The sequence below is a fragment of the Streptomyces sp. NPDC001604 genome (genome assembly GCF_042893475.1).
In the GTDB taxonomy this organism is placed as follows: Bacteria; Actinomycetota; Actinomycetes; order Streptomycetales; family Streptomycetaceae; genus Streptomyces.
The window spans coordinates 221,650-243,010 of sequence record NZ_JBIAUY010000014.1 but is presented as its reverse complement, the minus strand read 5'-3'; the positions used below and the strand labels follow the sequence as shown (position 1 = coordinate 243,010).

21 protein-coding genes are annotated in these 21,361 nt (G+C 72.3%); 14 read left to right on the top strand and 7 right to left on the bottom strand.

Features of this window, described 5'->3' with window-relative positions:
* Nucleotides 1-140 precede the first annotated feature (140 nt).
* Both ACFY1E_RS32520 and ACFY1E_RS32515 read left to right on the top strand, forming a co-directional pair.
* A complete protein-coding gene (locus tag ACFY1E_RS32520) occupies nt 141-404 on the top strand; it encodes a hypothetical protein (RefSeq protein ID WP_389082257.1) in 264 nt (87 codons plus the stop codon).
* The gene (locus tag ACFY1E_RS32515) at nt 401-1,621 is read left to right on the top strand and encodes a metallophosphoesterase (RefSeq protein ID WP_389082196.1); all 1,221 of its coding nucleotides are present in this window, start codon (nt 401-403) and stop codon (nt 1,619-1,621) included. Before ACFY1E_RS32520 ends, ACFY1E_RS32515 begins: the two co-directional genes overlap by 4 nt.
* Nucleotides 1,622-1,827: 206 nt before the next feature.
* On the opposite strand, the gene ACFY1E_RS32510 is transcribed toward ACFY1E_RS32515, so the two are convergent.
* Nucleotides 1,828-3,063, bottom strand: coding sequence for an acyl-CoA dehydrogenase family protein (locus ACFY1E_RS32510; protein ID WP_389082193.1), 1,236 nt, complete (start codon nt 3,061-3,063; stop codon nt 1,828-1,830).
* A 120-nt stretch (nt 3,064-3,183) separates the two neighbouring features.
* Here ACFY1E_RS32510 and ACFY1E_RS32505 point away from each other — a divergent pair, with 120 nt between their 5' ends.
* From ACFY1E_RS32505 to ACFY1E_RS32475, 7 genes are all read left to right on the top strand, one after another.
* A complete protein-coding gene (locus ACFY1E_RS32505) occupies nt 3,184-3,972 on the top strand; it encodes an enoyl-CoA hydratase/isomerase family protein (protein ID WP_389082191.1) in 789 nt (262 codons plus the stop codon).
* A 71-nt stretch (nt 3,973-4,043) separates the two neighbouring features.
* Nucleotides 4,044-4,676: a hypothetical protein gene (locus ACFY1E_RS32500; RefSeq protein ID WP_389082188.1), complete on the top strand. Its 633-nt coding sequence runs from the start codon at nt 4,044-4,046 to the stop codon at nt 4,674-4,676.
* Nucleotides 4,673-7,273, top strand: a complete 2,601-nt coding sequence (locus tag ACFY1E_RS32495) for a putative PEP-binding protein (protein WP_389082186.1) — start codon at nt 4,673-4,675, stop codon at nt 7,271-7,273. Before ACFY1E_RS32500 ends, ACFY1E_RS32495 begins: the two co-directional genes overlap by 4 nt.
* Entirely contained in the window at nt 7,270-8,394 is a 1,125-nt protein-coding gene (locus ACFY1E_RS32490; protein ID WP_389082183.1) for an acyl-CoA dehydrogenase family protein, read from the top strand. Before ACFY1E_RS32495 ends, ACFY1E_RS32490 begins: the two co-directional genes overlap by 4 nt.
* A 20-nt stretch (nt 8,395-8,414) precedes the next feature.
* Nucleotides 8,415-8,858, top strand: a complete 444-nt coding sequence (locus ACFY1E_RS32485) for a Zn-ribbon domain-containing OB-fold protein (protein ID WP_389082181.1) — start codon at nt 8,415-8,417, stop codon at nt 8,856-8,858.
* Nucleotides 8,855-10,009 carry a thiolase family protein gene (locus ACFY1E_RS32480; protein ID WP_389082178.1) on the top strand — a complete coding sequence of 385 codons (1,155 nt, stop codon included), beginning with the start codon at nt 8,855-8,857 and terminating at the stop codon, nt 10,007-10,009. The genes ACFY1E_RS32485 and ACFY1E_RS32480 overlap by 4 nt, the downstream gene beginning before the upstream one ends.
* A gap of 27 nt (nt 10,010-10,036) precedes the next feature.
* Nucleotides 10,037-10,279 carry a hypothetical protein gene (locus tag ACFY1E_RS32475; protein ID WP_389082176.1) on the top strand — a complete coding sequence of 81 codons (243 nt, stop codon included), beginning with the start codon at nt 10,037-10,039 and terminating at the stop codon, nt 10,277-10,279.
* Between the two features lie 149 nt (nt 10,280-10,428).
* Here the strand turns inward: ACFY1E_RS32475 and ACFY1E_RS32470 are convergent, their stop codons facing one another.
* Nucleotides 10,429-11,109, bottom strand: coding sequence for a TetR/AcrR family transcriptional regulator (locus ACFY1E_RS32470; protein WP_389082174.1), 681 nt, complete (start codon nt 11,107-11,109; stop codon nt 10,429-10,431).
* A gap of 142 nt (nt 11,110-11,251) precedes the next feature.
* Between ACFY1E_RS32470 and ACFY1E_RS32465 the strand changes: the two genes are divergently transcribed.
* Nucleotides 11,252-11,857, top strand: coding sequence for a TetR/AcrR family transcriptional regulator (locus tag ACFY1E_RS32465; protein WP_389082171.1), 606 nt, complete (start codon nt 11,252-11,254; stop codon nt 11,855-11,857).
* An 8-nt stretch (nt 11,858-11,865) separates the two neighbouring features.
* Here the strand turns inward: ACFY1E_RS32465 and ACFY1E_RS32460 are convergent, their stop codons facing one another.
* The 4 genes from ACFY1E_RS32460 to ACFY1E_RS32445 form a co-directional block, all read right to left on the bottom strand.
* On the bottom strand, nt 11,866-13,290 hold the full coding sequence (locus tag ACFY1E_RS32460) for a 2-oxo acid dehydrogenase subunit E2 (protein ID WP_389082169.1): 1,425 nt from the start codon (nt 13,288-13,290) through the stop codon (nt 11,866-11,868).
* A gap of 4 nt (nt 13,291-13,294) precedes the next feature.
* Nucleotides 13,295-14,308 (bottom strand): alpha-ketoacid dehydrogenase subunit beta, encoded by a 1,014-nt coding sequence (locus ACFY1E_RS32455; protein WP_389082167.1) that lies wholly within the window; start codon nt 14,306-14,308, stop codon nt 13,295-13,297.
* A gap of 5 nt (nt 14,309-14,313) precedes the next feature.
* The gene (locus tag ACFY1E_RS32450; protein WP_389082164.1) at nt 14,314-15,318 is read right to left on the bottom strand and encodes a thiamine pyrophosphate-dependent dehydrogenase E1 component subunit alpha; all 1,005 of its coding nucleotides are present in this window, start codon (nt 15,316-15,318) and stop codon (nt 14,314-14,316) included.
* Nucleotides 15,319-15,415: 97 nt separating this feature from the next.
* On the bottom strand, nt 15,416-15,871 hold the full coding sequence (locus ACFY1E_RS32445) for a VOC family protein (protein ID WP_389082162.1): 456 nt from the start codon (nt 15,869-15,871) through the stop codon (nt 15,416-15,418).
* Nucleotides 15,872-16,026: 155 nt separating this feature from the next.
* On the opposite strand from ACFY1E_RS32445, the gene ACFY1E_RS32440 reads away from it, so the two are divergent.
* From ACFY1E_RS32440 to ACFY1E_RS32425, 4 genes are all read left to right on the top strand, one after another.
* Nucleotides 16,027-17,310: an aromatic ring-hydroxylating dioxygenase subunit alpha gene (locus tag ACFY1E_RS32440; protein ID WP_389082160.1), complete on the top strand. Its 1,284-nt coding sequence runs from the start codon at nt 16,027-16,029 to the stop codon at nt 17,308-17,310.
* A gap of 29 nt (nt 17,311-17,339) precedes the next feature.
* Nucleotides 17,340-18,131, top strand: coding sequence for an SDR family NAD(P)-dependent oxidoreductase (locus tag ACFY1E_RS32435; protein WP_389082157.1), 792 nt, complete (start codon nt 17,340-17,342; stop codon nt 18,129-18,131).
* Between the two features lie 31 nt (nt 18,132-18,162).
* A complete protein-coding gene (locus ACFY1E_RS32430) occupies nt 18,163-19,899 on the top strand; it encodes a PEP-utilizing enzyme (protein ID WP_389082155.1) in 1,737 nt (578 codons plus the stop codon).
* Nucleotides 19,900-19,971: 72 nt separating this feature from the next.
* Nucleotides 19,972-20,286 carry a putative quinol monooxygenase gene (locus ACFY1E_RS32425; protein WP_389082152.1) on the top strand — a complete coding sequence of 105 codons (315 nt, stop codon included), beginning with the start codon at nt 19,972-19,974 and terminating at the stop codon, nt 20,284-20,286.
* 49 nt (nt 20,287-20,335) lie between these two features.
* Here ACFY1E_RS32425 and ACFY1E_RS32420 read toward each other — a convergent pair whose 3' ends face one another.
* Nucleotides 20,336-21,361 (bottom strand): NADP-dependent oxidoreductase, encoded by a 1,026-nt coding sequence (locus tag ACFY1E_RS32420; protein ID WP_389082150.1) that lies wholly within the window; start codon nt 21,359-21,361, stop codon nt 20,336-20,338.

Below are 21,361 nucleotides of genomic sequence, written 5' to 3'. Positions count from 1 at the left end.
GGTGACCCGACGCGTCGGCGAATCCGCTCGCCCAGACACGTCCGCCCGCCGTCAACACCCCTCAGCCCGCCTCCAGCCGCACGACGAACCCGGTTGGGGGCGCGGCTTGCTGTCCCGCCGCTGCACAAGGGCGCTGCGCCATCTACGCGGCGGGCGGCACACCGTGCGTCGCGGCGCCCAGCACCACCCGCGCGCTGCCCGGCAACAGCTGCTTTGCCGGCGACCCGAGCCGTGCCACCGAGCTCCAGGTGAACGCGCTTGGAATCCTGCGCAGCGCTGTGGGCGACCTGCGTCCTCGGCGGCCTTCGCCCACGGGCCGCGGACTTGAACTCCGGTCCGGCCGACGCGAGGCCGACCGGATACAGTGCGCGAGACGGCAGCACGGTTGGGGAGGGCAAGCGTGACCGACACCAGAAACATCCGACCCGCCGACGGTGAAGCGCGAGCGCCGCGCCCGAGCCGACTGCACCGCCTGATGCGCTACATGCCGTTGATCGCCCCGGTACTCCTGTGGACCGTGCCCTGCTGGGTGCTCCTGTACACCGGCCAGCACTGGCCGCTGCCCGTCACGCTGGTCAGCACAGCCTTGTTCGTCCTGGGCCTCGTCGGTATGCCGCTCGCGATGGTGCACGGGCACGGTCGGCGCCAGCAGGACCGGGCAGCGATAGCCGGTGACACCCTGCTGGGCACCAGCTGGGTTCTGTTCACCTGGTCCGTTCTGCTCGGGGTCCTCTTGCGGCTCGTCCTGACCGTGGCCGGCGTCGGCGGGAGTCAGGACCGGGCCCGGATCGTCACCTGGGCCGTCCTCGGCGTGACCGCCGTACTTCTCGCCTGGGGGTCCATCGAGGCCCGCCGGGTGCCCCGCGTGCGCCGACTCGACGTGCAACTCCCACGACTGGGTGCCGGACTGGATGGCGTCCGCGTCGCCCTCATCACCGACACCCACTACGGCCCCCTCGACCGCGCCCGCTGGTCGGCCCGGGTGTGCGAGACGGTGAACGCCCTGGAAGCCGACCTGGTCTGCCACACCGGCGACATCGCGGACGGCACGGCCGAACGCCGCCGCGCCCAGGCCCTCCCCCTCGGCACCGTGCGCGCCACCCACGCGCGCGTCTACGTCACCGGCAACCACGAGTACTACAGCGAGGCGCAGGGCTGGGTCGACCTGATGGACGAACTGGGCTGGCAGCCGCTGCGCAACCGCCATCTGCTGCTCGAACGCGGCGGCGACACCCTCGTGGTCGCCGGCGTGGACGACGTCACCGCCGAGTCCTCCGGCCTGGCAGGCCACCGCGCCCACCTCGCCGGAGCTCTGGACGGCGCCGACCCCGAGCTGCCCGTCCTGCTCCTGGCCCACCAGCCCAAGTTCATCGACCGGGCCGCGGCCGCCGGCATCGACCTCCAGCTCTCCGGCCACACCCACGGCGGCCAGATCTGGCCCTTCCACCACCTGGTCCGCATCGACCAACCCGCCCTCGCCGGCCTCAGCAGGCACGGCGCCCGCACTCTCCTCTACACCAGCCGCGGCACCGGCTTCTGGGGCCCGCCGTTCCGCGTCTTCGCCCCCAGCGAGATCACCCTGCTCGTGCTCCGCTCTCCGCACCGGCCCACCTCGCCGTAGCACGCGGACGGGCCGCTGATCTCCACGGTGATGTCGGACGCCGGGATCACCAGGACCTCGTTCGCGAATATCTGTCGCCCGGACACCGCGACCAGCCAGGTACCGGATGCCCTCCGCCGCGCTGCTCGAGGAAATCGGCCGCTGCGGGGGCGCGACCAAGCAGGCTCACACCGAGGGTGCGAGGGCCATCCTGGCGAGGACTTCGGCTACCGGCCGCTCGGCCTTGAAGCGGGGCCACCGCCCGTGAGCTGCCGGCGATACGGCCTCACCGCGCGGCGCGCTATGGCGAAACGGTGCGTCTCCGACGGGCCGTCGTAGATCCGGAAGGGCCGTACCTCCCGGAACAGACGGGCGAGTGGGGCGTCGGCGGTCGAGATCCCGAGGGCTCCGCAGATCTGCACCGCGCGGTCGACGACCCGGTTCACCGCCTCCGCCACGAAGGTCTTGGAAACCGAGGAGAGCTGGGCGGCCGCTGCCGAGCCGGTGTCCAGCTCCCAGGCCGTGCGCAGGATCAAGGCGCGGCTCGCCTCGATGTCGATCTCGGAGTCGGCCAGCATCTGCTGGACCATGCCGAGGTCTCCCAGCGCCGAGCCGAAGGCCATCCGGCTCCCGGCCCGCTCCAGTGCGACGTCCTGGGCGCGGCGGGCCGCTCCCAGCCAGCGCATGCAGTGGGTCAGCCGGGCGGGAGCGAGCCGTACCTGGGCGCCCTCGAAGCCGCGGTCCACCGCGCCCAGCACCCGCTCCTCCCCCACCACGCACCCGTCGAAGACGATCTCGCTGTGTCCGGCGAAGAGCGACTCGTCGAGGGTCTCGATCGTCCGGACGAGGCGCATGCCGGGGGTGTCGGCGTCCACCAGGAACATGGTGGCGCCGCCCGGGTCGCCGGGGCCGCCGGAGGTGCGGGCCATGACGATGGCGAACCCGGCTCCCTGGGCACCGGTGATGAACCACTTGCGCCCGTCGATACGCCAGCCGCCGGGCACCCGGGTCGCGGTGGTCCGCAGCAGGCGGGGATCGGCACCCGCTCCCGGAGCCGGTTCGGTCATGGCGAAGCAGGACCGTGTCTCGCCCGCGGCGAGCGGGCGCAGATACGTCTGCTTCTGGTCTTCGGTGGCCACCTTCTCCAGCAGGTGCATGTTGCCCTCGTCCGGCGCTGCGCAGTTCAGCGCCAGCGGTCCGAGCAGCGAGTAACCCGCCGCTTCGAACACCACCGCCTGGCCGCGCAGGTCGAGCCCGTGGCCGCCCCAGCGCTTCGGTACGTGCGGAGCGAAGACACCCGCGTCACGGGCGGCTTTCTGCAGTCTCTCCCGCAGCGCCTCGGGGGCGTCGTGCACGGACCCGCCGCATTCGCGCTCGGCCGCGATGACCACCTCGCGCACGAACTCCCTGGTGGATTCGGCCAGTTGGGCGACAGTCGGATCGACATCGAACTGGATGGGCACGGGACCTCCCGGCGACGGGCGTACGGGCGTCCTCAGCCGCCGCCTCCTAGAAACTGTATAGCGTGTTTAGTATCTTGCCCGGAAGCCCCCGGCGACGGGAAGACGACGGGAGAGACACCCATGAGCCCGACCGCGAGCACCGGCCCGGTCCGCACGGTCCGCCATCCCGATGGTGTCGTCGAGTTGCTGCTGGACGATCCCGAGCGAGGCAACGCCCTGGATCTCAGGACGGCCGAGGCACTGCGGGACACGGCCCTGGAGGTGGCCGCGGACCCGGGTGGAGCGGTCCTGCTGCGGTCGACGGGCGGCAGCTTCTGCGTGGGCGGTGACCTGCGCGCGTTCGCCGGCCGTGGCACGGAGACCGGCGCCTATGTGCACGCCGTGGCGAGCGCCGCGCACGCCGCGATACAGGTCCTGTACGAGCTGCCGGTGCCGTTGGTGACCGCCGTGCGCGGAGCGGCCGCGGGCGGCGGGATCGGCCTCGCCCTCGTCGGCGACATCGTCCTCGCGGCCCGCTCCGCGCGCTTCCGGCTGGCGTACACGGCGGTCGGACTCACCCCGGACTGCGGGGCGTCATGGTTCCTGCCACGCCTGGTGGGCCGCCGCAGGGCGGCGGAACTGATCCTCACCAACCCGGTCCTGACCGGTGACGACGCCGAACGGTGGGGCCTGGTCTCCCGGTCCGTGCCCGACGCGGAACTGGACGACACGGCCCAGAGGACCGCCGCCGATCTGGCTGCCGGCGCCGGTGCCGCACTGCGCGCCGCGAAGGGTCTGCTGCGCCTCGACACCGGTGACGACCTGCGCCGTCACCTCGCCGAAGAAGCGCGGTCCATCGCCGCCCTCGCGGACGGTCAGGATGCACAGGACCGCATCACGTCGTTCCTCTCGGCGAAAAGTGTTTCTTGAGTCCCTCTTCACTAACCCGCCTGCCGGGGCGTAACCTCCGGGCAACACAGAACCGAGCAAAAGGTGTGGCGATGCAATCTGCTGCCGTGGACCTTCCGGACGCGTCCGACGAGCCCCTCACCGAAGCCGTCGTCGACCTCGTTCTGCGTGGCATGTGGCGCGGTCGTCCGGACTCCGAGTACCGGCCGCTGGTCGATGCCGGGCTGGCGACGGTGAAGGGGCCGGTGGTGCTGCCGACCGAGCGGGCCAAGTCCGCCGTCGCGCAGCTGCTGCGGGTTCCCGCCGGCTCCGAGCAGGAGGAGCGGATCACCGCGGCCTACGAAGCGTTCCTGCCGGTCAACCGGAAGATCCGGGACGTGTGCACGGCATGGCAGTGCCGCCCGGACGGCACTGCCAACGACCATTCCGACGACGTCTACGACGCCGGCGTGCGCGAGTCGCTGGAGGACGTGCACGAGGCCATCCAGCCCGTGCTGCGCCGACTGGACCGGGTGCTCTCGGGCAGTGGGCGGTACCTGACGGATCTGGAGGACGCCCTCGACCGCTTCGACGACGGCGCGCCTCAGTGGCTGGCCTCGCCGCTGTGCGACTCGTACCACACCGTATGGATGCGGCTGCACCAGGAGCTGCTGCTCGTGCTGGGCATCAGCCGTGCCGAGGACGAGGCCCGTGAAGAGGAGCTCGTCACCGGGGGGCGGGGGTGAGCGTCACCGACCGCGAGGCGGGCCCACCCGCACCGTCCCGGGCGTCCTTCACCCCGTCCGGCTCGGGGCTTCCCGGACGAACCCTGGTGCCGTACGGGCAAGGACGTATCCGGGGTCTGGACGCCGACGAGCTGGGCGCGCACGGCGCGGCGATGGACGGGCTGGTGGCCCTCGGTCTGCCGGTCGTGCCCGGGCTCACCGTGCCCGCCACCTCCGCCGCGTCGCTGTGCGAACCCGCGACCGCCGAAGCCGCCCTGGACCTCGTCGAACAGCTCTCGGGACGGCGGATCGGCGACACGACCCGGCCGCTGCTGCTGCGCCTGTCGGCGAGCGCGCCGACCGAGATCGCCGGCCTGCCGCCGGACCTGGCCTGCCTCGGCGTGACCCCGGCCACTGCCGACGACCTGTGCTCCCTCATCGGGCAGGCGGACGCGCTGTACGAGGTGTGGGCCGCCACCGTCCGCGTGATCGCCGAACACGCCTTGGACGTTCCCGGTGCGGTTCTCGACGACGCCCTCCTGGACACCCCGGAGCCGCGGGAGCGGGTGGGGGTGCTGCTGTCCCTGGTGGCCGAGCACGGCTCCCGGCCCTTGCCCGACGACCCGGCACAACAGCTGGCGCTCGCCGCCCGTGCCCTGCTCGCCCGGTGGGACTCGCCGCGTGCGCGAAGGTCCCGCCGGGCCCAGCGACTCCCCGCCGACCTGGCCCTCGCCCTGCATGTGCAGGCCCTGCGCATCGGCCCGGCAGACCACTCGGGCTACGGCACGGCGGTCAGCCGCGATCCCGAGACCGGGCGTCTGTCCCCACAGGGCTCCTTCTTCCGCGGGGTGCGCCGCAGCTCCCCGCCGCCGCACTCCGGTGAACCGCTGGACCGGCTCGCGGGCGGCACCGTGCTGCTGGAGCACTCCCTGCTCACCCTGGAGCGGCACCTGCGCGCGCCGGTGTCGGTCGACTTCGAGGTACGCGACGACGAGATCTCCCTGCTCGCCGCCTCCGCCCAACTCCGCCCGCCGCTGCGGGCGTCGGTGTGTCTGGCCGCGGACCTCGCCCGGGACGGGGCGCTCGGCCACGAGGAGGCCGTCCGGCGGATCACACCCGCGCAGGTACAGGAACTGCTCCACCCCCGACTGCGGCTCACCGGTGGCGAGGAACTCCTCGTGAGGGGCTTGCCCGCGTCGCCGGGAGCGGCGACCGGAACGGTGGCGCTCTCCAGCGAGAGGGCCCTCGAAATGGCCGCGGACGGCATCCGGGTCGTCCTGGTGGCCGCCGAGACGACCCCGGCGGACGTGCCCGGGATGCTGGCCTCCGTCGCCGTGCTGACCGGCAGCGGCGGGATCGCCTCGCACGCCGCCGTGGTCGCGCGGGGCGCCGGCAAGCCCGCCGTGTGCGGCGCCGAGGGGCTGCGTGTGGACCGGGCCACGGGGACGGTCCGCTTCGGGGAGCGCGTGGTGCGCGAGGGCGACCCGGTCTCGCTGGACGGCCGCACCGGCGCCATCTACGCGGGCACGCTGAGCGTCAGCGTCGCCGGACCGCCGCCCGAACTGTCCACCCTGCTGACCTGGGCGGACGACATACGCCGACTGGGCGTACGGGTCAACGCCGACACGGCCACCGAAGTGGAGACGGCCCTCGCGCTGGGCGCGGAGGGTGTCGGACTGTGCCGTACGGAGCACCAGTTCCTCGGCGAGCGGCTGCCGCTGATCCGCCGGGTGCTGCTGGCCGCCGACCCCACCGCCCGGGACGAGGCCCTGGTGGCCCTGGAGCGCGCTCAGCACGAGGACTTCACCGCGCTGCTGGCCGCCGTGGGCAACCGCCCGGTGACCGTGCGCCTGCTGGATGCCCCGCTGCACGAGTTCCTCCCCGCCCCCGGGCAGGCCCTGGACGCGGCCGAGGAGCAGCGGGCCGCCGCGCTGCGGGAGGCGAACCCGATGCTCGGGCTGCGCGGGGTGCGGCTGGCGCTGCTGCACGAGCGGCTCTACCCGGCGCAGGCCGAGGCGCTCTTCACCGCCTGGGCCGATGTCGCCGCCACCGGGGTCCGGCCGGAGCTGGAAGTGATGATCCCGCTCGTCAGCCTGCCGGAGGAACTGGCCGCGGTGGCCGCGTACGTACGTGACGCCGCCGCCGCGGTCGCCGCCCGCACCGGGGTGGAGGTCCCGTACCGGCTCGGCACGATGATCGAGACCCCGCGCGCCGCGCTGCTGGCCGGGGAACTCGCCGGGCACGCCGAGTTCTTCTCCTTCGGCACCAACGACCTCACCCAGCTCACCTACGGCTTCTCCCGGGACGACGTCGAACGCCAGGTGCTCGCCTCGTACCAGGAACGCGGTTTCCTGACCGCCAGCCCGTTCGCACGGCTCGACCCGCACGGGGTCGGTGCCCTGGTCGGCCTGGCGGCCGAGCGGGCCCGGAGCGTACGGCCCGGCATCAAGCTGGGCGTGTGCGGTGAGCACGGCGGTGACCCTGAGTCCATCGCGTTCTGCGACGGCCTCGGCCTCGACTACGTCTCGTGTTCCGCGCACCGCGTGCCGGTGGCCCGGATGGCGGCCGCGCACAGCGCGCTGCGCGCACGCGAGGACACCAGCGGGAGCACACGATGACGAGCACCGTGACCGAGACCGACGGCACAGCCCTGTCGGACACCGAACTGGAGGACCTCCGGGAGACCGTCCGCGCGGTGTGCGCGGACGCCGGCGGCACCGCCGCGGTACGCCGGCTGTCCGAGGAGGCCCCCGGCATCGACGCAGGGCTGTGGGACACCCTCGGCCGGCAGGTCGGCCTCGCGGCGCTCGGCCTGCCCGGGTCGGCGGGAGGCATCGGCGGCCTCGCCGGCATCGCCGCCGTCTGCGAGGAGTTGGGCCGGGCCCTGGCACCGGTGCCGCTGCTGTCCTCCACCGTGCTGGCCGGACAGGTGCTGGCAGGCTGCGGCACGGCCGACAAGGCGCTGGACAGGCTGGCGGAAGGCGTCGTACACGCCCTGGCCGTGGTCGCACCCGACGGGACGTGGCGGGCCGACGCCGTGCCCGTGGCCGTCTCCTGGCAGGGCAGCGTCCCCCTCCTGGACGGCACCGCGCCGTTCGTCCTCGACGGCGCCGACGCCGAGACGCTGGTGGTGGCCGCGACCGGGGCCGACGGCGTGGACCTCTTCCTGGCCGATCCGCGGGAACCGGGCGTCACGGTGCGCCGGGTGCCCACGTTGGACCTCAGTCGGGGCCAGGCGGTGGTCACTTTCCACCGGGCCCGGGTTCGGGCGCTGACCGCCGGCGGCGAGGGGGCGGACGTCGTCTCCCGCGCTCTGGACGTGGCCCTGGTGGCTCTGGCCGCCGAGCAACTGGGCGGAGCCCAGGCCGCCTTGGACATGACGGTGGCCCATGTGCGCGACCGCACCCAGTTCGGCAGGGCGATCGGCGGCTTCCAGGCGGTCAAGCACGCCTGCGCCGACATGCTGCTCCAGGTCGAGGCCGCACGGTCGGCCGTGGTGCGCGCGGTCCGGGCGGACGGCTCACCTCGGGCACTGGCCGAGGCGGCAGCGGTGGCACAGGCCTGGTGCGGCGAGGCGTTCGTCTCCGTCGCCACCGAGTGCGTGCAGCTCCACGGCGGCATGGGCTTCACCTGGGAGCACGACGCGCACCTGTACTTCCGGCGCGCGCAGTCCGACGCGGTGCTGCTGGGCGGCGCCGCACACCACCGGGAACGGCTGGCCGCCCTGCTGGGCTGGTGACGTGGAGGGAGGGCGGGAACATGACCACCAGGCTCATCGACGAGTCACTGTTCGAGAACCCGGACGACCGTGAGCACGACGACGGGGACGCGCCGCGTCTTGTGGGCGCCCGCTGCTCCGCGTGCCACACCGTCGTCTTCCCCCGGCAGGACTCGTGCCCCAGGTGCGCGGAGGGGGTGATGTCGAAGCAGGTGCTGCCCGTCAGGGGGCAGGTGTGGTCGTGGACGCTCCAGGCGTTCCCGCCGAAACCGCCGTACCGGCCGCCGGCCGAGGGCTACCGGCCGTACCACGTGGGCTACGTGGACCTCGGCGAGGTGCTGGTCGAGGCGCGGCTGGCGGTGCCCCGCGAGGAGATCCGTATCGGTCTGCCGGTCCGGCTCACCCTGGTGCCCGCGTACCGGCACGACGACGGGACCGAGGTCGTCACGTTCGCGTTCCGTCCGGAGCGGGACGGAGAGCTGTGAACCGGCCCGACGACGTGTACGTGGTCGGATGCGGGATGCATCCCTTCGGCCGCGACGAGAGCGTCACCGGTATGGACATGGCCGAGCGGGCGGTGCGCGCGGCGCTGGCCGACGCGGGTGTCGCCTGGGAGGACATCGGCTATGCGGCCGGCGGCTCCGACGTGTCCGGCAAGCCCGACACCCTGGTGGGCCGTCTGGGTCTGACCGGAGTGCCCTTCGTCAACGTGCAGAACGGCTGCGCGACCGGTGCCTCCACGGTCCTCGCGGTGGCCAACGCGTTGCGCGCGGGCGAGGCCTCCCTGGGACTGGCGGTGGGCTTCGACAAGCACGAACGGGGCGCGTTCCATGTCTCCGCAGCCCGCTACGGCCTCGGCGACTGGTACGCCGAGACCGGCATGATGCTGACCACCCAGTTCTTCGCGCTCAAGACCCAGCGGTACCTGTACGAGCACGGGATGTCCGAGCGGGCGCTGGCGATGGTGGCCGAGCGGGCCTTCCGCAACGGCGCCCAGCACCCCCTGGCATGGCGCCGCAAACCGCTGACGGTGCAGGAGATCCTGGACTCCGCCGAGGTCAGCCCTCCACTCACCCAGTACATGTTCTGTTCGCCCGGACAGGGCGCGGCGGCCCTGGTCCTCGCGCTCGGCGACCGAGCGTTCGACCTGTGCGAACAGCCGGTCAGGCTGGCCTCGTTGGCCTTCCGGACGCGGCGGTTCGGTTCGTTCGAGGTGTTCTCCCCCTGGCTGCCGCCGGGCCCGCACCGCAGCCCCAGCGTCGACGCCGCCGAGGCGGCCTTCCGCACGGCGGGCGTACGGCCCGCGGACGTTCAGGTCGCGCAGCTTCAGGACACGGACAGCGGCTCGGAGCTGGTCCACCTCGCGGAGACCGGACTGTGCGGCCACGGCGAGCAGGAGGAGCTGCTGGCCGCCGGGGCCACCGATCCCGCGGGCCGGATCCCGGTCAACACCGACGGCGGTTGTCTGGCCGGCGGGGAGCCCGTCGGCGCCTCGGGACTGCGGCAGTTCCACGAGGTCGTACGGCAGTTGCAGGGCCGGGCACCCGGCGCGCAGGTGCCGGGCGCTCCCCGGGTGGGCTTCACCCATGTGTACGGCGCGCCCGGGATCAGCGCCTGCTCGGTTCTGACGGTGTGAGAGGCGGCGAGCGAGCCTTGCGGCGCGGTGCCAGAGCCGCCCTGGGGAACCGGCGGCGCACATGGCCTCGGCCCGGAGATCGGCCGGCAGCTCGCGGACCGGGCGCTGCGGGTCCTGGTCGGGGCGCGTGAGAGGGCGGCCGCCGAGGAGGCGTGCCGCACCGTCGGCCCGCGGGCCCTGCCCCTGGTCCTGGACGTGACCTGCGCGAAAAGCGTTGTCGCGGCGGTCCAGGAGCACGGGAGCCGACCGGCGGGATCGACGTGCCGGTGAACAACGCGGGTGTGTCCGTGGACGGGGATCTACGGCCCCAGTGAGCCGCAGGAGCTGGTGACGTTCACGACCTGGGGTCGCCCTTTCCCGGCGCGACGCGACGACGGGGGCTGTTCGCCGGCCGCACGTCACTGTCCTGGTGGGCCCTCTCAGGTCCGTGACGTGGCCTTCTTGGCCGGCCTCTGCTGCCCCGCCGGTGTCTCCTCGGCGGCCACGATGCGCAGCGCCAGCTCCCTGACCGCCTGCAGCACGGCCCGGGAGGGCAGCCGGGACAGCGGTCCTCCCTCCGCCCGCAACGCGGTGACCAGCATCGTCGTACTGATCAGCGTGCGGACGGCGAGCGCCTGGCCCGCGTGCCGGGCCTTCGCCGCGCGAGGGCTGCGCGTGCTGCCCTCGGGCAGGTAGTCGTAGCCACGCTGGATGTGGCGCTGCTCGAACTCGTCCCGCAGGACCTTCACGCTGCCGTTGGCGGAGGCGACCTGCACCTGGTAGAGCCGGGCCTCGTCGGGGTTCTTCTCCACCCACTCCCAAACGGCGTCGATGACGCGGACCAGGCCCTCGGCGTCACCCGGCTCGGATTCCGGCCGGGCCGCCTCCACGACCGCGTTCAGCTGGTCGAAGACCCGGCGCATGGCGAGTTCGAGCAGTTCCTCCTTGCCGTCGAAGTGGTAGTAGACGGCCGTGGGGACGACCTCGGCCTCGTCCGCGATGTCCTGGATGCTCGTCTCCGCGAACCCGTTACGGCCGAAGACCCGCACGGCGGCGCCGATGATGTGCTGTCGGCGAGAGGGCCGGTGGGCGGGCTGCTTGCCGTTCTTCGTGGTGGCCATCCTGCTCCCTGCCCGCTGCCGTCGGTCCGCACCCATGATCGCTGGTACTGACCATTGTATCCAGTAACTCCCACCCTCCGATCGCCTGATTCCTGCTGCACGCTGGCCTCCGACGCAGTCAGGTCCCGGCATACTTGACACCATGACGACATCCGGAACCCGCGCAGCTCACCGTCCCTCGCGCAAGCAGTGGGTGATCGAGGCGGCCACCGAGTTGTTCGCCACCCAGCCGCCGGACGAGGTGACGGTGGCCGACATCGCCTCTCGCGCGGAGATGACCTCGGCCGCGGTGTACTACCACTTCTCCTCCAAGGACCAGGTCCTGGCCGAGGCCATGCGGGCGTTCGCCGCGGCGCTGCGCGAGCAGTTGCAGGCGATCACGGAGGCCCACGAGCCCGGCTCGCACACCGGAGCGGCGATCACCGCCCTGCTGGCGTGGATGGCCGAGAACCGGTCCGCCGCCACCGTGTTCTTCGTGTCGTCGGCCGGAATGAGCCAGGAGGCGGAGGCGCTGCGCCAGGAGAGCCGTACGCAGTTGCTGGAGGAGCTGGTGCGGCTGGTCCGCAAGGCCCGCGCGTCCGTCTCCGACGCCGAGGCGGCGGTGAACGGCCTGGGCCTGCTGGCGCTGCTGGAAACCGCAGCCACCTCGCAGGTCCGGGGCGACGACGTCTACCGGTCGCTGGGCCACCGCTCGTTCGTCCGCGAGGTCGGCGATCTCGCGGAGCGGATCGCCGACCCGGCCCGGTAGGCCTCGGGTCACACCAGCAGACGGAGGGGCTTGCTCAGCAGCTCGCCCACCGTGCGCAGATACTCGGCGGCGGGTGCGCCGTCGACGGCACGGTGGTCGAAGGTGAGGCTCAGGGTGAGCACCCGGGTCCGCAGCGGCCGGTCGTCCACCCACTCGACACCGTCCCTGAGCCTGCCCACGCCGAGGATCCCGACATTGCCGGGGTTGATCACCGGGGTGAAGAAGTCGACGCCGTATCCGCCGAGCGAGGTGACGGTGAAGGTCGCCCCCTCCAACTGCGCGAGGGAGATCCGCCCCTCGCGTGCGGCCTGTGCCAGCTCCTTCGACCGGCGGGCGATCTCATGCAGCGGCAGCACCGCCGCGTCCTCGATGACGGGCACCATGAGGCCGCCCGGTACGGCCACCGCGAAGCCCAGGTGGATGCCGTCGAGCAGATGGATGCCGTCGTCCAGGACCGTCGCGTTGAGCAGGGGGTGCTCGCGCAGGGCCAGGGCCGCGGCCTTCAGCACGAAGTCGCCCAGGCTGGGCACCGGCAGCTCACCGTCGGCCCACTCCTGCTTGAGCCGTTCCCGCAGGGACACCACGGCGTCCATCCGCACCTCGTAGCCGTGCGTCAGCTGTGCCATCTCCTGGAGGCTGGCGTGCATCCTGCGGGCGATGGTGCCGCGCATCCCGGTCAGGGGGAGGACGTCGCCGGGCTGAGGAGCGGCGTTCCGGCGCACGGGGGCAGCGGTGGCCGCGTCGAGATCAGACCGGCGGACCCGGCCGCCCGGCCCCGTGCCGTTCACCTCGGACAGGTCGATGCCGCGTTCCTTCGCCAGCTTGCGGACCAGCGGGGAGGAAGGGGTGGCCTCCTGCGGGACCGGTATGACGGGGTCGTCGGGGAGGGCCGCGAAGAACTCCTCCACGTCCTCGGAGACGATCCGGCCGCCCGGCCCCGTGCCACGGACGGCGGTGAGCTCCACGCCGACGGCTGCGGCGACCCGCCGTGCGTACGGCGAGGACAGGAGCCGGGCGTTGGTGCCGACGGGAGTGGATGCCGCACCAGTGCCGCCGAGGGCGGCCGGGGAGCCCGCGCCGACACCGCCGCCCGCTGCAGCCTCAGCCACCGCGTCCGTGTCCGTGTCCGTGTCCGTGTCCCTGACGGTCCCAGGCCCGGAGGTCGCAGGCCCACCCGTCGCCCCCGGTGGCTGTTCGCCTTCGGCCAGCAGCCAGCCGATGAGGGTGCCGGCCGGCACGGTGGCCCCCGCCGGGACCACCGGGTGGAACAGGCCCCCGGCCTCTGCCTCCACGTCCACGTCGACCTTGTCGGTGGCCAGCCGCAGCAGTGCGTCGCCCTCGGCGACGGCCGCGCCGACGGGCACCAGCCATTCGTCGATCGTGCCTTCCTGCATGGTCAGGCCGATCTTCGGCAGCAGAACCTCGACCGCCACGTCGTCACGACCTTTCGAGAAGGCGCCGGCACCCCTGGGCGATGCGGGCACGGTCGGGCACGTACGCCTTCTCCAGGACCGGCGAGAAGGGCACCGGTGAGAAGGGGGCGCCGATGCGCAGGACCGGCGCGTCGAGGTAGTCGAAGACCTCGTCCTGGATCTGGGCGGCGATCTCCGCGCCGAGCCCGCCGAAGGTGACGGCCTCGTGCACCACGAGGACCCGGTTGGTGCGGCGGACGGAGGCGAACATCGTCTCCGTGTCCAGCGGCTGCACGGTGCGCGGATCGATCACCTCGATCTCGACGCCCTCTGCGGCGAGTTCGTCGGCCGCCGCGAGGGCCTCCCCCACCATGCGGCCGAGAGCGATCACGGTGACGTCGGAGCCCTGCCGCGCGGTGTGCGCCTGGCCCAGCGGGATGCCGTAGATCTCCTCGGGCACCTCGCCGGTGCTGCCGAGCAGCACCTTGTTGAGCATGACGACGGTGGGGTTGTCGTCGCGGATGGCGGAGACGGTCAGGCCCTTGGCGGTGTACGCGTCGCAGGGCATCACCACCTTGAGGCCGGGCACATGCGCGAGCCACGCCTCCAGACTCTGGCTGTGCTGGGCCGCGGCACCGAGGCCCGCTCCGGAGGCGGTGGTGATGGTGAGCGGCACGGACAGCGCGCCGCCGAACATGTACTTCATCTTCGCCGCCTGGTTGACGACCTGGTCGAGGCAGACGCCGATGAAGTCCATGAACATCAGGTCGACGACGGGGCGCAGACCCCGGGCGGCGGCTCCCACGCCGAGGCCGACGAGGGCGGCTTCGGAGATCGGGGTGTCGATCATGCGGCGGGGGCCGAACTCGTCGAGCAGGTTGTCGAACATGCGGAACACGCCGCCGTATCCGGCCACGTCCTCCCCGGCGACGAAGACGTTCTCGTCCTCGCGCATGGCCTGTGCGAGGCCCTCGTTGAAGGCCTTGACGTAGGTGAGCTTGCGCGTGGCGACGGCCGCCGCCTCGGTGGTGGTGGTCATGGCGGTCATCCCGAGTAGACGTTCAGCAGCAGGTCGGCGGGGTCGGGCAGCGGGCTCGCCTCGGCGTACGCGATGGCTTCGGCGATCTCGTCGCGTGTGCGCTGCCATACGTCGTCGAGTTCCGCGCGGGTGGCGGTGCCGTCGGCGATCGCCCGGGTCTCGATCAGGTCGATGGGGTCGCGGGCCTTCCACTCGGCGACCTCCTCGTCCGAGCGGTAGGGGTGGCGCAGGCCCTTGACGCCCTGGTGGTCGAAGTAGCGGTAGGTCTTGGCCTCGATCATCATGGGGCCCGCTCCGGACCGGGCGCGTGCGACGGCTTCGGTCGCGGCGCGGTGGACGGCGACCGCGTCCATGCCGTCGACGATCACGCTGGGCATACCGTAGGCGGCGGCCCGGTCGGCGACGTCGGTGAGCAGCATGTGGGCGGACTGCGGGGTGAACTCGGCGTAGCCGTTGTTCTCGCAGACGAAGACCACGGGCAGGCCGAGGACGGCGGCCATGTTGGCGCCCTCGTGGAAGGCGCCGATGTTGGTGGAGCCGTCGCCGAAGAAGGTCACGGCGACGCTGTCCTCGCCCTTGTACCGGGCGGCGAAGGCGGCGCCCACGGCGATCGGGACGCCGGCGCCGACGATGCCGTTGGCGCCGAGCATGCCGCGGGTGAGGTCGTTGATGTGCATGCTCCCGCCGCGGCCGAGGCAGGCGCCGGTGACACGGCCGTAGAGCTCGGCGTACATCGCGCGGAAGCCGACGCCCTTGGCCACGGCGTGTCCGTGGCCGCGGTGGGTGGAGGTGATCTGGTCGTCGTCGCGCAGGGCCGTCATCACGCCGGCGGCGACGGCTTCCTGGCCGACATACAGATGCAGGAAGCCGGGCAGCTTGCCGGCCTCCATGAGTTTTCCGGCCTCGGTCTCGAACAGCCGGATGCGCACCATGCGTTCGTGCAGATCCCTGATGACCGCGGTACTGACCTGCGGGGATTTCTTCGACGCCGTTGACGCTCGTTGAGCCATCGTCCGCCCCTTCGCCCGAGGGAGGTTGCCAAGCAATCGGAGTTACTTGTGTCGGCCTACAGTAACCGGCATGCAGGCACCTTACTGAACAGCGTCTCTAATTACTACGGCTCGGACCCGGCTCGTCGCCCCGCTCGTCCACCAACTCCACGACGTTGCCCTCCGGATCCGCCCAGAAGCTGATCCGGCGACCACCCGCGCGGACGACGACCGGGTCCGACAGGGGCCGGGCGCCCGCGCCCCGCAGCGCCGCAACGACCGGGTCCATGTCGTCGACATGGAAGGTGAGATACGACAGTCCCGGCCGCCCGGTGGACCAGGGCGCCGCGCCCGACGACACCGGCGCCGACCGGGGCAGGATCAACTTGACGCGCCCTCCGGAAGGCACCCGGAGCCAGGCGACCGTCAGCTCGCCGCCCAGCCCGGCCGGACCCCCGACGGACTGCGGCACACGGGAGCGGCGCTCGGCGCGACAGCCGATGACGTCGCAGTAGAAGCGCTCCATCAGCCCGAGGTCCCGCACCACCACGCCCACCTCGAACGGTCGCGTCATGACCATCACACGCACCCCCACGGGACGCCGAGCGGCAACTTCCACACTTTCTATTGACAGACCACACTAAGTCCTGTTGCAGTTTCGGACACAGCCCAGCTGTCGCGTTCCGAAGCCGGTCACCGGCTCGCGGCTGGGAGGATTGTGAGGACATCGTGGTCCAGACCAGTTCACCGGAGATTCGGGAAACAGCGACCGAGCGCAGGTCACCGGCCTCCGCCCCCTCCACCCCCGAGTACTCGTCGTGGATCAGCCAGGACCGGTCCACCGACGCCGCGTCCGTGGCGATGCGGCGGGAGGCGGCCGAACTCGTCGAGCGGGTGATGGCGCATTACCGCGCCAACACGACGCATGAGGCGGACGGCCAGTGGACGGAACCCGTCGCCAACTACCTCGACGCCGACCGCTGGCAGCGCGAGACGGACGCCGTCCACCGGAGTGTCCCGCTGCCGCTCGCGATGTCGTGCGAGCTGCCCGGGCCGAACACGTACAAGGCGATCGACGTGCTCGGCGTTCCGGTGCTGATCACGCGTGACCGGCAGGGCGCCGTGCACGCGATGATCAACGCGTGCCGGCACCGGGGCGCCCGGCTCCTGGAAGCCGGGTGCGGGGTGTCCAAGCGGCTCACCTGCCCCTACCACTCCTGGTCGTACGACCTGGCCGGTGAGCTGCGGGGTGTGTACGCGGAGAAGACCTTCGGCGAGGTACCGCGCGAGGGACGCGGCCTGGTGCGGCTGCCGGCCGGGGAGCGGGCGGGAATCGTCTTCGTCTCACTGGACCCGGCGGCCGAGCCCGACCTGGACGACTGGCTGGGCGATCTGCAGCCGCTGCTGGAGGGCCTCCGCCTGGCGGAGTGCCATCACTACGCCACCAGCGAGCTGACCAGCCCCAACTGGAAGGTCACCCTCGACGGGTATCTGGAGACGTACCACTTCGCCTCGCTGCACCCGAAGACGGTGTTCGAGACGAACCTCTCCAACATGATGGCCCACGACACCTGGGGCCCCCACCAGCGCATCGCACCCGCCCTGCGCCCCATCGCGCAGGCGAGCGAGCTGCCGCCGGACGAGCGTGACCCCGGAGACTGTGTCGGGCCCATCTACTGGCTCTTCCCCGGGCTCGCGATCGCCGGCGGCTGGCGCCAGAAGATCGCCGTCTCCCTGGTGCTCCCCCGCACGGCGACCGAGTCGGTGACCCAGCAGATCATCCTGCTGCGGGAACCGGCGGTCACCGAGGAGGAACGCCGGGCCGCCGACCGGTTCGGCGCCTGGTTCCACGAGGTGGTCCGCGACGAGGACTACGCGACGACGTACGGAGTCCAGCAGGGGCTCAAGGCCCTGGCCGCAGCGGGAACCGACTTCGTCTTCGGGCGCAACGAGCCCGGCCTCCAGCACTTCCACCGCACCGTTCACCAGCACCTGGACGAAGCCGCCAGGTGACCGACCCACAACAAGCGCAGGAGAACACCATGGTGGCTACGGGCAGCCTCGACGGTCGTGTCGCGGTGATCACGGGCAGCACACGCAGCATCGGCCGCGCCATCGCCGAGGCCTTCCTGGCCGACGGCGCCAGGGTCGTCATCAGCGGCCGCAGCGAGATCAAGGGCAAGCAGGCCCTGGAGGAGCTGGACGCCGGGGACCGGGCCGTCTTCCACCCCTGTGACGCAAGCAGGCAGGAGGACATCGAGTCCCTCGCCGACTTCGCCGCCGAGAGGTTCGGCCGGCTCGACATCTGGGTCAACAACGCGGGCGGCACCCAGGGCTTCGCCCCCGTTCACGAGCTCAGCGACGAGGCCTGGAACCACGCCCTCGCCTTCAACCTCAACGCCTACTTCTACGGCACGCGCCGGGCACTGCCGAAGATGCTCGCGGGCGGCTGGGGCCGGATCATCAACATCTCCTCGGTGGAGGGCAAGCAGGCCAACAAGCCGGCGATCAGCCACTACATCACCAACAAGCACGCCATCCACGGACTGACGAAGGCGACCGCCTTCGAGTACGGCACCCAGGGCATCACCTGCAACGCCATCTGTCCCGGCGCCGTCGACACCGACCTGATGCGGGCCGCCGGACCGGCCGCCGCCGAGGCCGAGGGCATCAGTTACGAGGAATGGCTCAGCCGCTTCGCCGAGCACGCCGCCACCAAGAAGATCACCACGGTGGAGCAGATCTCGGCCGTCGCCTCGCTGCTGGCGAGCGACGCCGGTGCGGGCATCACGGGGGCGCTGATCAGCGTCGACGGCGGCACGGCGCAGTGGTAGGGGCGGGCACCAAGGGCGGGAGACCTCGGTCATGAAGAGCTGGATCACGGACTGGCAGCGCAGTGAGCGGCTGCCGCACTACACCCGGGCCAACGCGGGCGAGACCCTGCCGGACCCGGCCAGCCCGCTGGGCTGGACCCTGGTCTGGGGGCGCGGTCTGCAGGGCTGGCGGCGCGGCTTCGTCGGGTTCGGTATCTACCGCGAGGAGGAGGTGGCCGGGCCCCGGCCGCCGTTCGTCGGCATGTTCGGCGGCCACTTCTACCTCAACCTGTCCCACATGCGGCTGTTCGGCATCCGGATGGGCCAGACGGCGGACCAGATCGACGCGGCCTTCGTCGGCCAGCGCTCCGACACTCCGGTGTACGTGGCGCACCCGGACGACCAGGACGAGGAGCTGACCGGCAAGGCGGGCGCCACCCTTCAGCGGATGCTCGGCCAGACCGGCTTCCCCGAGGCCGACGCCGACCGGGAACGGCTGCGTGCCCTGCGCCGCTCGCGCCCCGACCTGACCCGCCTTTCCGAGGCCGAACTGGTGGCCCACGCGCGGTCGTTGCTGGACGAGGTGGAGACGACCTTCCAGCGGCACGTCGAGTCGTCGCTGCCCGCGTCCGTCGGGCCGGCGATCCTCGGCCCGCTGTGCGCGGGCGTGGACCGCCCCGGCGCCCTGCTCGACCTCATCGGCGGTCTCGGCGACGTCGACTCCGCTTCCCCCTCGACCGGGCTGTGGACGCTGTCCCGCCAGGTGGCGGCCTCGGCCGAGCTCAGCGCCCTGTTCGACCGGGGTCCGGCCGCGGTGGAGCAGGCGCTCGACACCGCGACCGGGGATGTGAAGGCGTTCCGTGACTCCTTCGAGGAGTTCCTGGCGGAGTCCGGCGACCGCGGCCCGAACGAGTGGGACATCCACGCCCTGTCCTGGGAGGCGGCGCCCGTGCAGGCGCTGGCCCTGGTCGACCGGATCCGGCACAGCCCCGACGACGCCTCCCCCGCCGCCCGCCACCAGCGGCTGGCGGAAGGGCGCGAGCGGACGGCACGGGAGATCCGGGCCGCGCTGCCCGAGGAGACGCAGCCCCTGTTCGACGCGGGCATGCACGCCTCCCAGGTGTGGATCCCGGCGCGTGAACGCACCAAGGCGAACTGCGTCACCGTCGTCAACGAGATCCGCATGGCGATACGGGAGCTGGGTCGCCGCGGCGTCGAGGCGGGGCTGTTCGCCCGGCCCGAGGACGTGATGATGCTGCTGGACACCGAACTGGACGACTATGTCGCCGCCCCGGAGTCCTTCGGCCCGGTGATCGCCCAGCGGCTCGAGGAGTACGCGGGTCTGTACGACCTGGAGCCGCCGTTCTTCGTCGCCGACGACGCGCACACGGAAGTCGACACCTGGCCGCGGCGCGCCGAGGAACGGACCCCGGCGGCCGTCGAGGGCGATGTCCTCGGCGGCGTGGGCGGCAGCCACGGCACCTACACCGGCAGGGTGCGGGTGGTCACCGACCCGGCCTCGTGCGAGGCGCTGGAGCCCGGTGAGGTGCTGGTCGCGCCGATCACGGACGCGGCCTGGACCCCGCTGTTCCTGGTCGCCGGAGCGGCCGTCGTGGACGTGGGCGCCCTCAACAGCCACGCCGTGGTGGTCTGCCGTGAACTGGGCATCCCGGCCGTGATCTCCGTCGAGAACGGGACGCGGCGGCTGCGGGACGGCATGGTGATCACGGTGGACGGCGACAAGGGCACGGTCACCGTGGACGGCGTGCCGGGCGCACTCGGCCTCTGAGGAACGCGTGGGCCCGCCGCTCCCCCTGACGGGACGGCGGGCCCACACCCATGACCACGAAGGGAACACGCCATGGCAGAGGAAGTCATCGTCGCGGGCTGGATGGACTACGCACCCGGCGACCGCGTCACCATGCTGAGGGCCCTCGCCGAACTGGGCCGGCGGACCCGCGAGGCGGAGTCCGGCTGCCTGGACTACGCCATGACCCCCGACCCCGGCGACGAGCGGCGCATCCGGGTGTTCGAGCACTGGGCCTCCCGGCAGGCCCTCGACGAGCACTTCGCCACCCCGCACATGAAGGACTTCCGCGCGGCCGTGGCGGGGCTGACCCGGGTCGGGGTCTCCCTGACGGCGCACACGGTCGCCGAGTCACAACCCATGCGTTGAAACGGCGCCGCCCTCGCCGGGGGGCGCCGTTTTTTCAGGCGTTCATGCGTCAGTCGGCCAGCCGCACGAGCATCTTGCCGACGTTGCCGCCGCCCAGCAGGGACAGCAGCGCCCCCGGGGCGTTCTCCAGGCCGTCCACGACCGTCTCGCGCGCGGTGATCCGGCCCTCGGCGAGCCAGCCCGCGACCCGCTGCTCGAACTCCGGCCGCAGGTCGTCGTGGTCGCGGACGATGAAACCGGACAGCGTCAGCCGCTTGAGGACCGCCTGGACCAGATGGTTGATGTCCACGGTCCGCCGCTCGCCGCCGAACTGCGACATCATGCCGCACAGGGCGACCCTGCCACCGGTCCGCAGGGCGTGCAGGGCCGCCGCGAGCTGCTCACCGCCCACGTTGTCGAAGTACACGTCGATGCCCTCGGGTGCCATCCGGGCCAGCGCGTCGCGCACCGGCTCGGCACGGTAGTCCGCGGCGGCGTCGTAGCCGAACTCCTCGACCAGCAAGGCGCACTTGCCGGGTCCGCCCGCGGTTCCGACGACGCGGTCCGCGCCCAGCAGCCGCGCGAACTGGCCGGCGGCGGTACCGACGGCGCCGGCCGCCGCCGAGACGAGGACGGTGTCGCCGGGGCGCAGCTCCGCGATCCGGGTCAGGCCCACGTACGCGGTGAATCCGGTCTGACCGAGCAACCCGAGCCAGGTGGGCAGCGGGGCGAGTCGCGGGTCGATGCGCGCCGCCCCGTCGGTGTCCGACCCGTTCAGTACGACCCGCTCCCGCCAGCCCAGCTGGTGACGTACGAAGGCACCCGGCGGAACAGCGGGACAGCGGCTCTCCTCCACGACGCCGAGGGCCCGCCCGTCCAGCGGGGAGCCGGGGGTGAAGTTGTGCGTGTAGTGCTTCTCGGTGGTCTCCAGCCGTCCGCGCATGGACGGGTCGACGCTCATGTAGAGGTTGCGGACGAGGACCTGTCCCTCGCGGAGGAGCGGCAGGGGGCGTTCCTCGACGGCGAAGTCACCGGGGACCGGTTCCTTCGCGGGCCGACGCCTCAGGCAGACCACCCGGGTGGTGCGCGGGGACAC

Coding starts and splice junctions, on each gene's coding strand:
- ACFY1E_RS32505 (WP_389082191.1), top strand. CDS start 3,184: ATGAGCCCGACCGCGAGCACCGGCCCGGTCCGCACGGTCCGCCATCCC.
- ACFY1E_RS32500 (WP_389082188.1), top strand. CDS start 4,044: ATGCAATCTGCTGCCGTGGACCTTCCGGACGCGTCCGACGAGCCCCTC.
- ACFY1E_RS32490 (WP_389082183.1), top strand. CDS start 7,270: ATGACGAGCACCGTGACCGAGACCGACGGCACAGCCCTGTCGGACACC.
- ACFY1E_RS32485 (WP_389082181.1), top strand. CDS start 8,415: ATGACCACCAGGCTCATCGACGAGTCACTGTTCGAGAACCCGGACGAC.
- ACFY1E_RS32470 (WP_389082174.1), bottom strand. CDS start 11,109: ATGGCCACCACGAAGAACGGCAAGCAGCCCGCCCACCGGCCCTCTCGC.
- ACFY1E_RS32465 (WP_389082171.1), top strand. CDS start 11,252: ATGACGACATCCGGAACCCGCGCAGCTCACCGTCCCTCGCGCAAGCAG.
- ACFY1E_RS32455 (WP_389082167.1), bottom strand. CDS start 14,308: ATGACCACCACCACCGAGGCGGCGGCCGTCGCCACGCGCAAGCTCACC.
- ACFY1E_RS32450 (WP_389082164.1), bottom strand. CDS start 15,318: ATGGCTCAACGAGCGTCAACGGCGTCGAAGAAATCCCCGCAGGTCAGT.
- ACFY1E_RS32445 (WP_389082162.1), bottom strand. CDS start 15,871: ATGACGCGACCGTTCGAGGTGGGCGTGGTGGTGCGGGACCTCGGGCTG.
- ACFY1E_RS32435 (WP_389082157.1), top strand. CDS start 17,340: ATGGTGGCTACGGGCAGCCTCGACGGTCGTGTCGCGGTGATCACGGGC.
- ACFY1E_RS32430 (WP_389082155.1), top strand. CDS start 18,163: ATGAAGAGCTGGATCACGGACTGGCAGCGCAGTGAGCGGCTGCCGCAC.
- ACFY1E_RS32425 (WP_389082152.1), top strand. CDS start 19,972: ATGGCAGAGGAAGTCATCGTCGCGGGCTGGATGGACTACGCACCCGGC.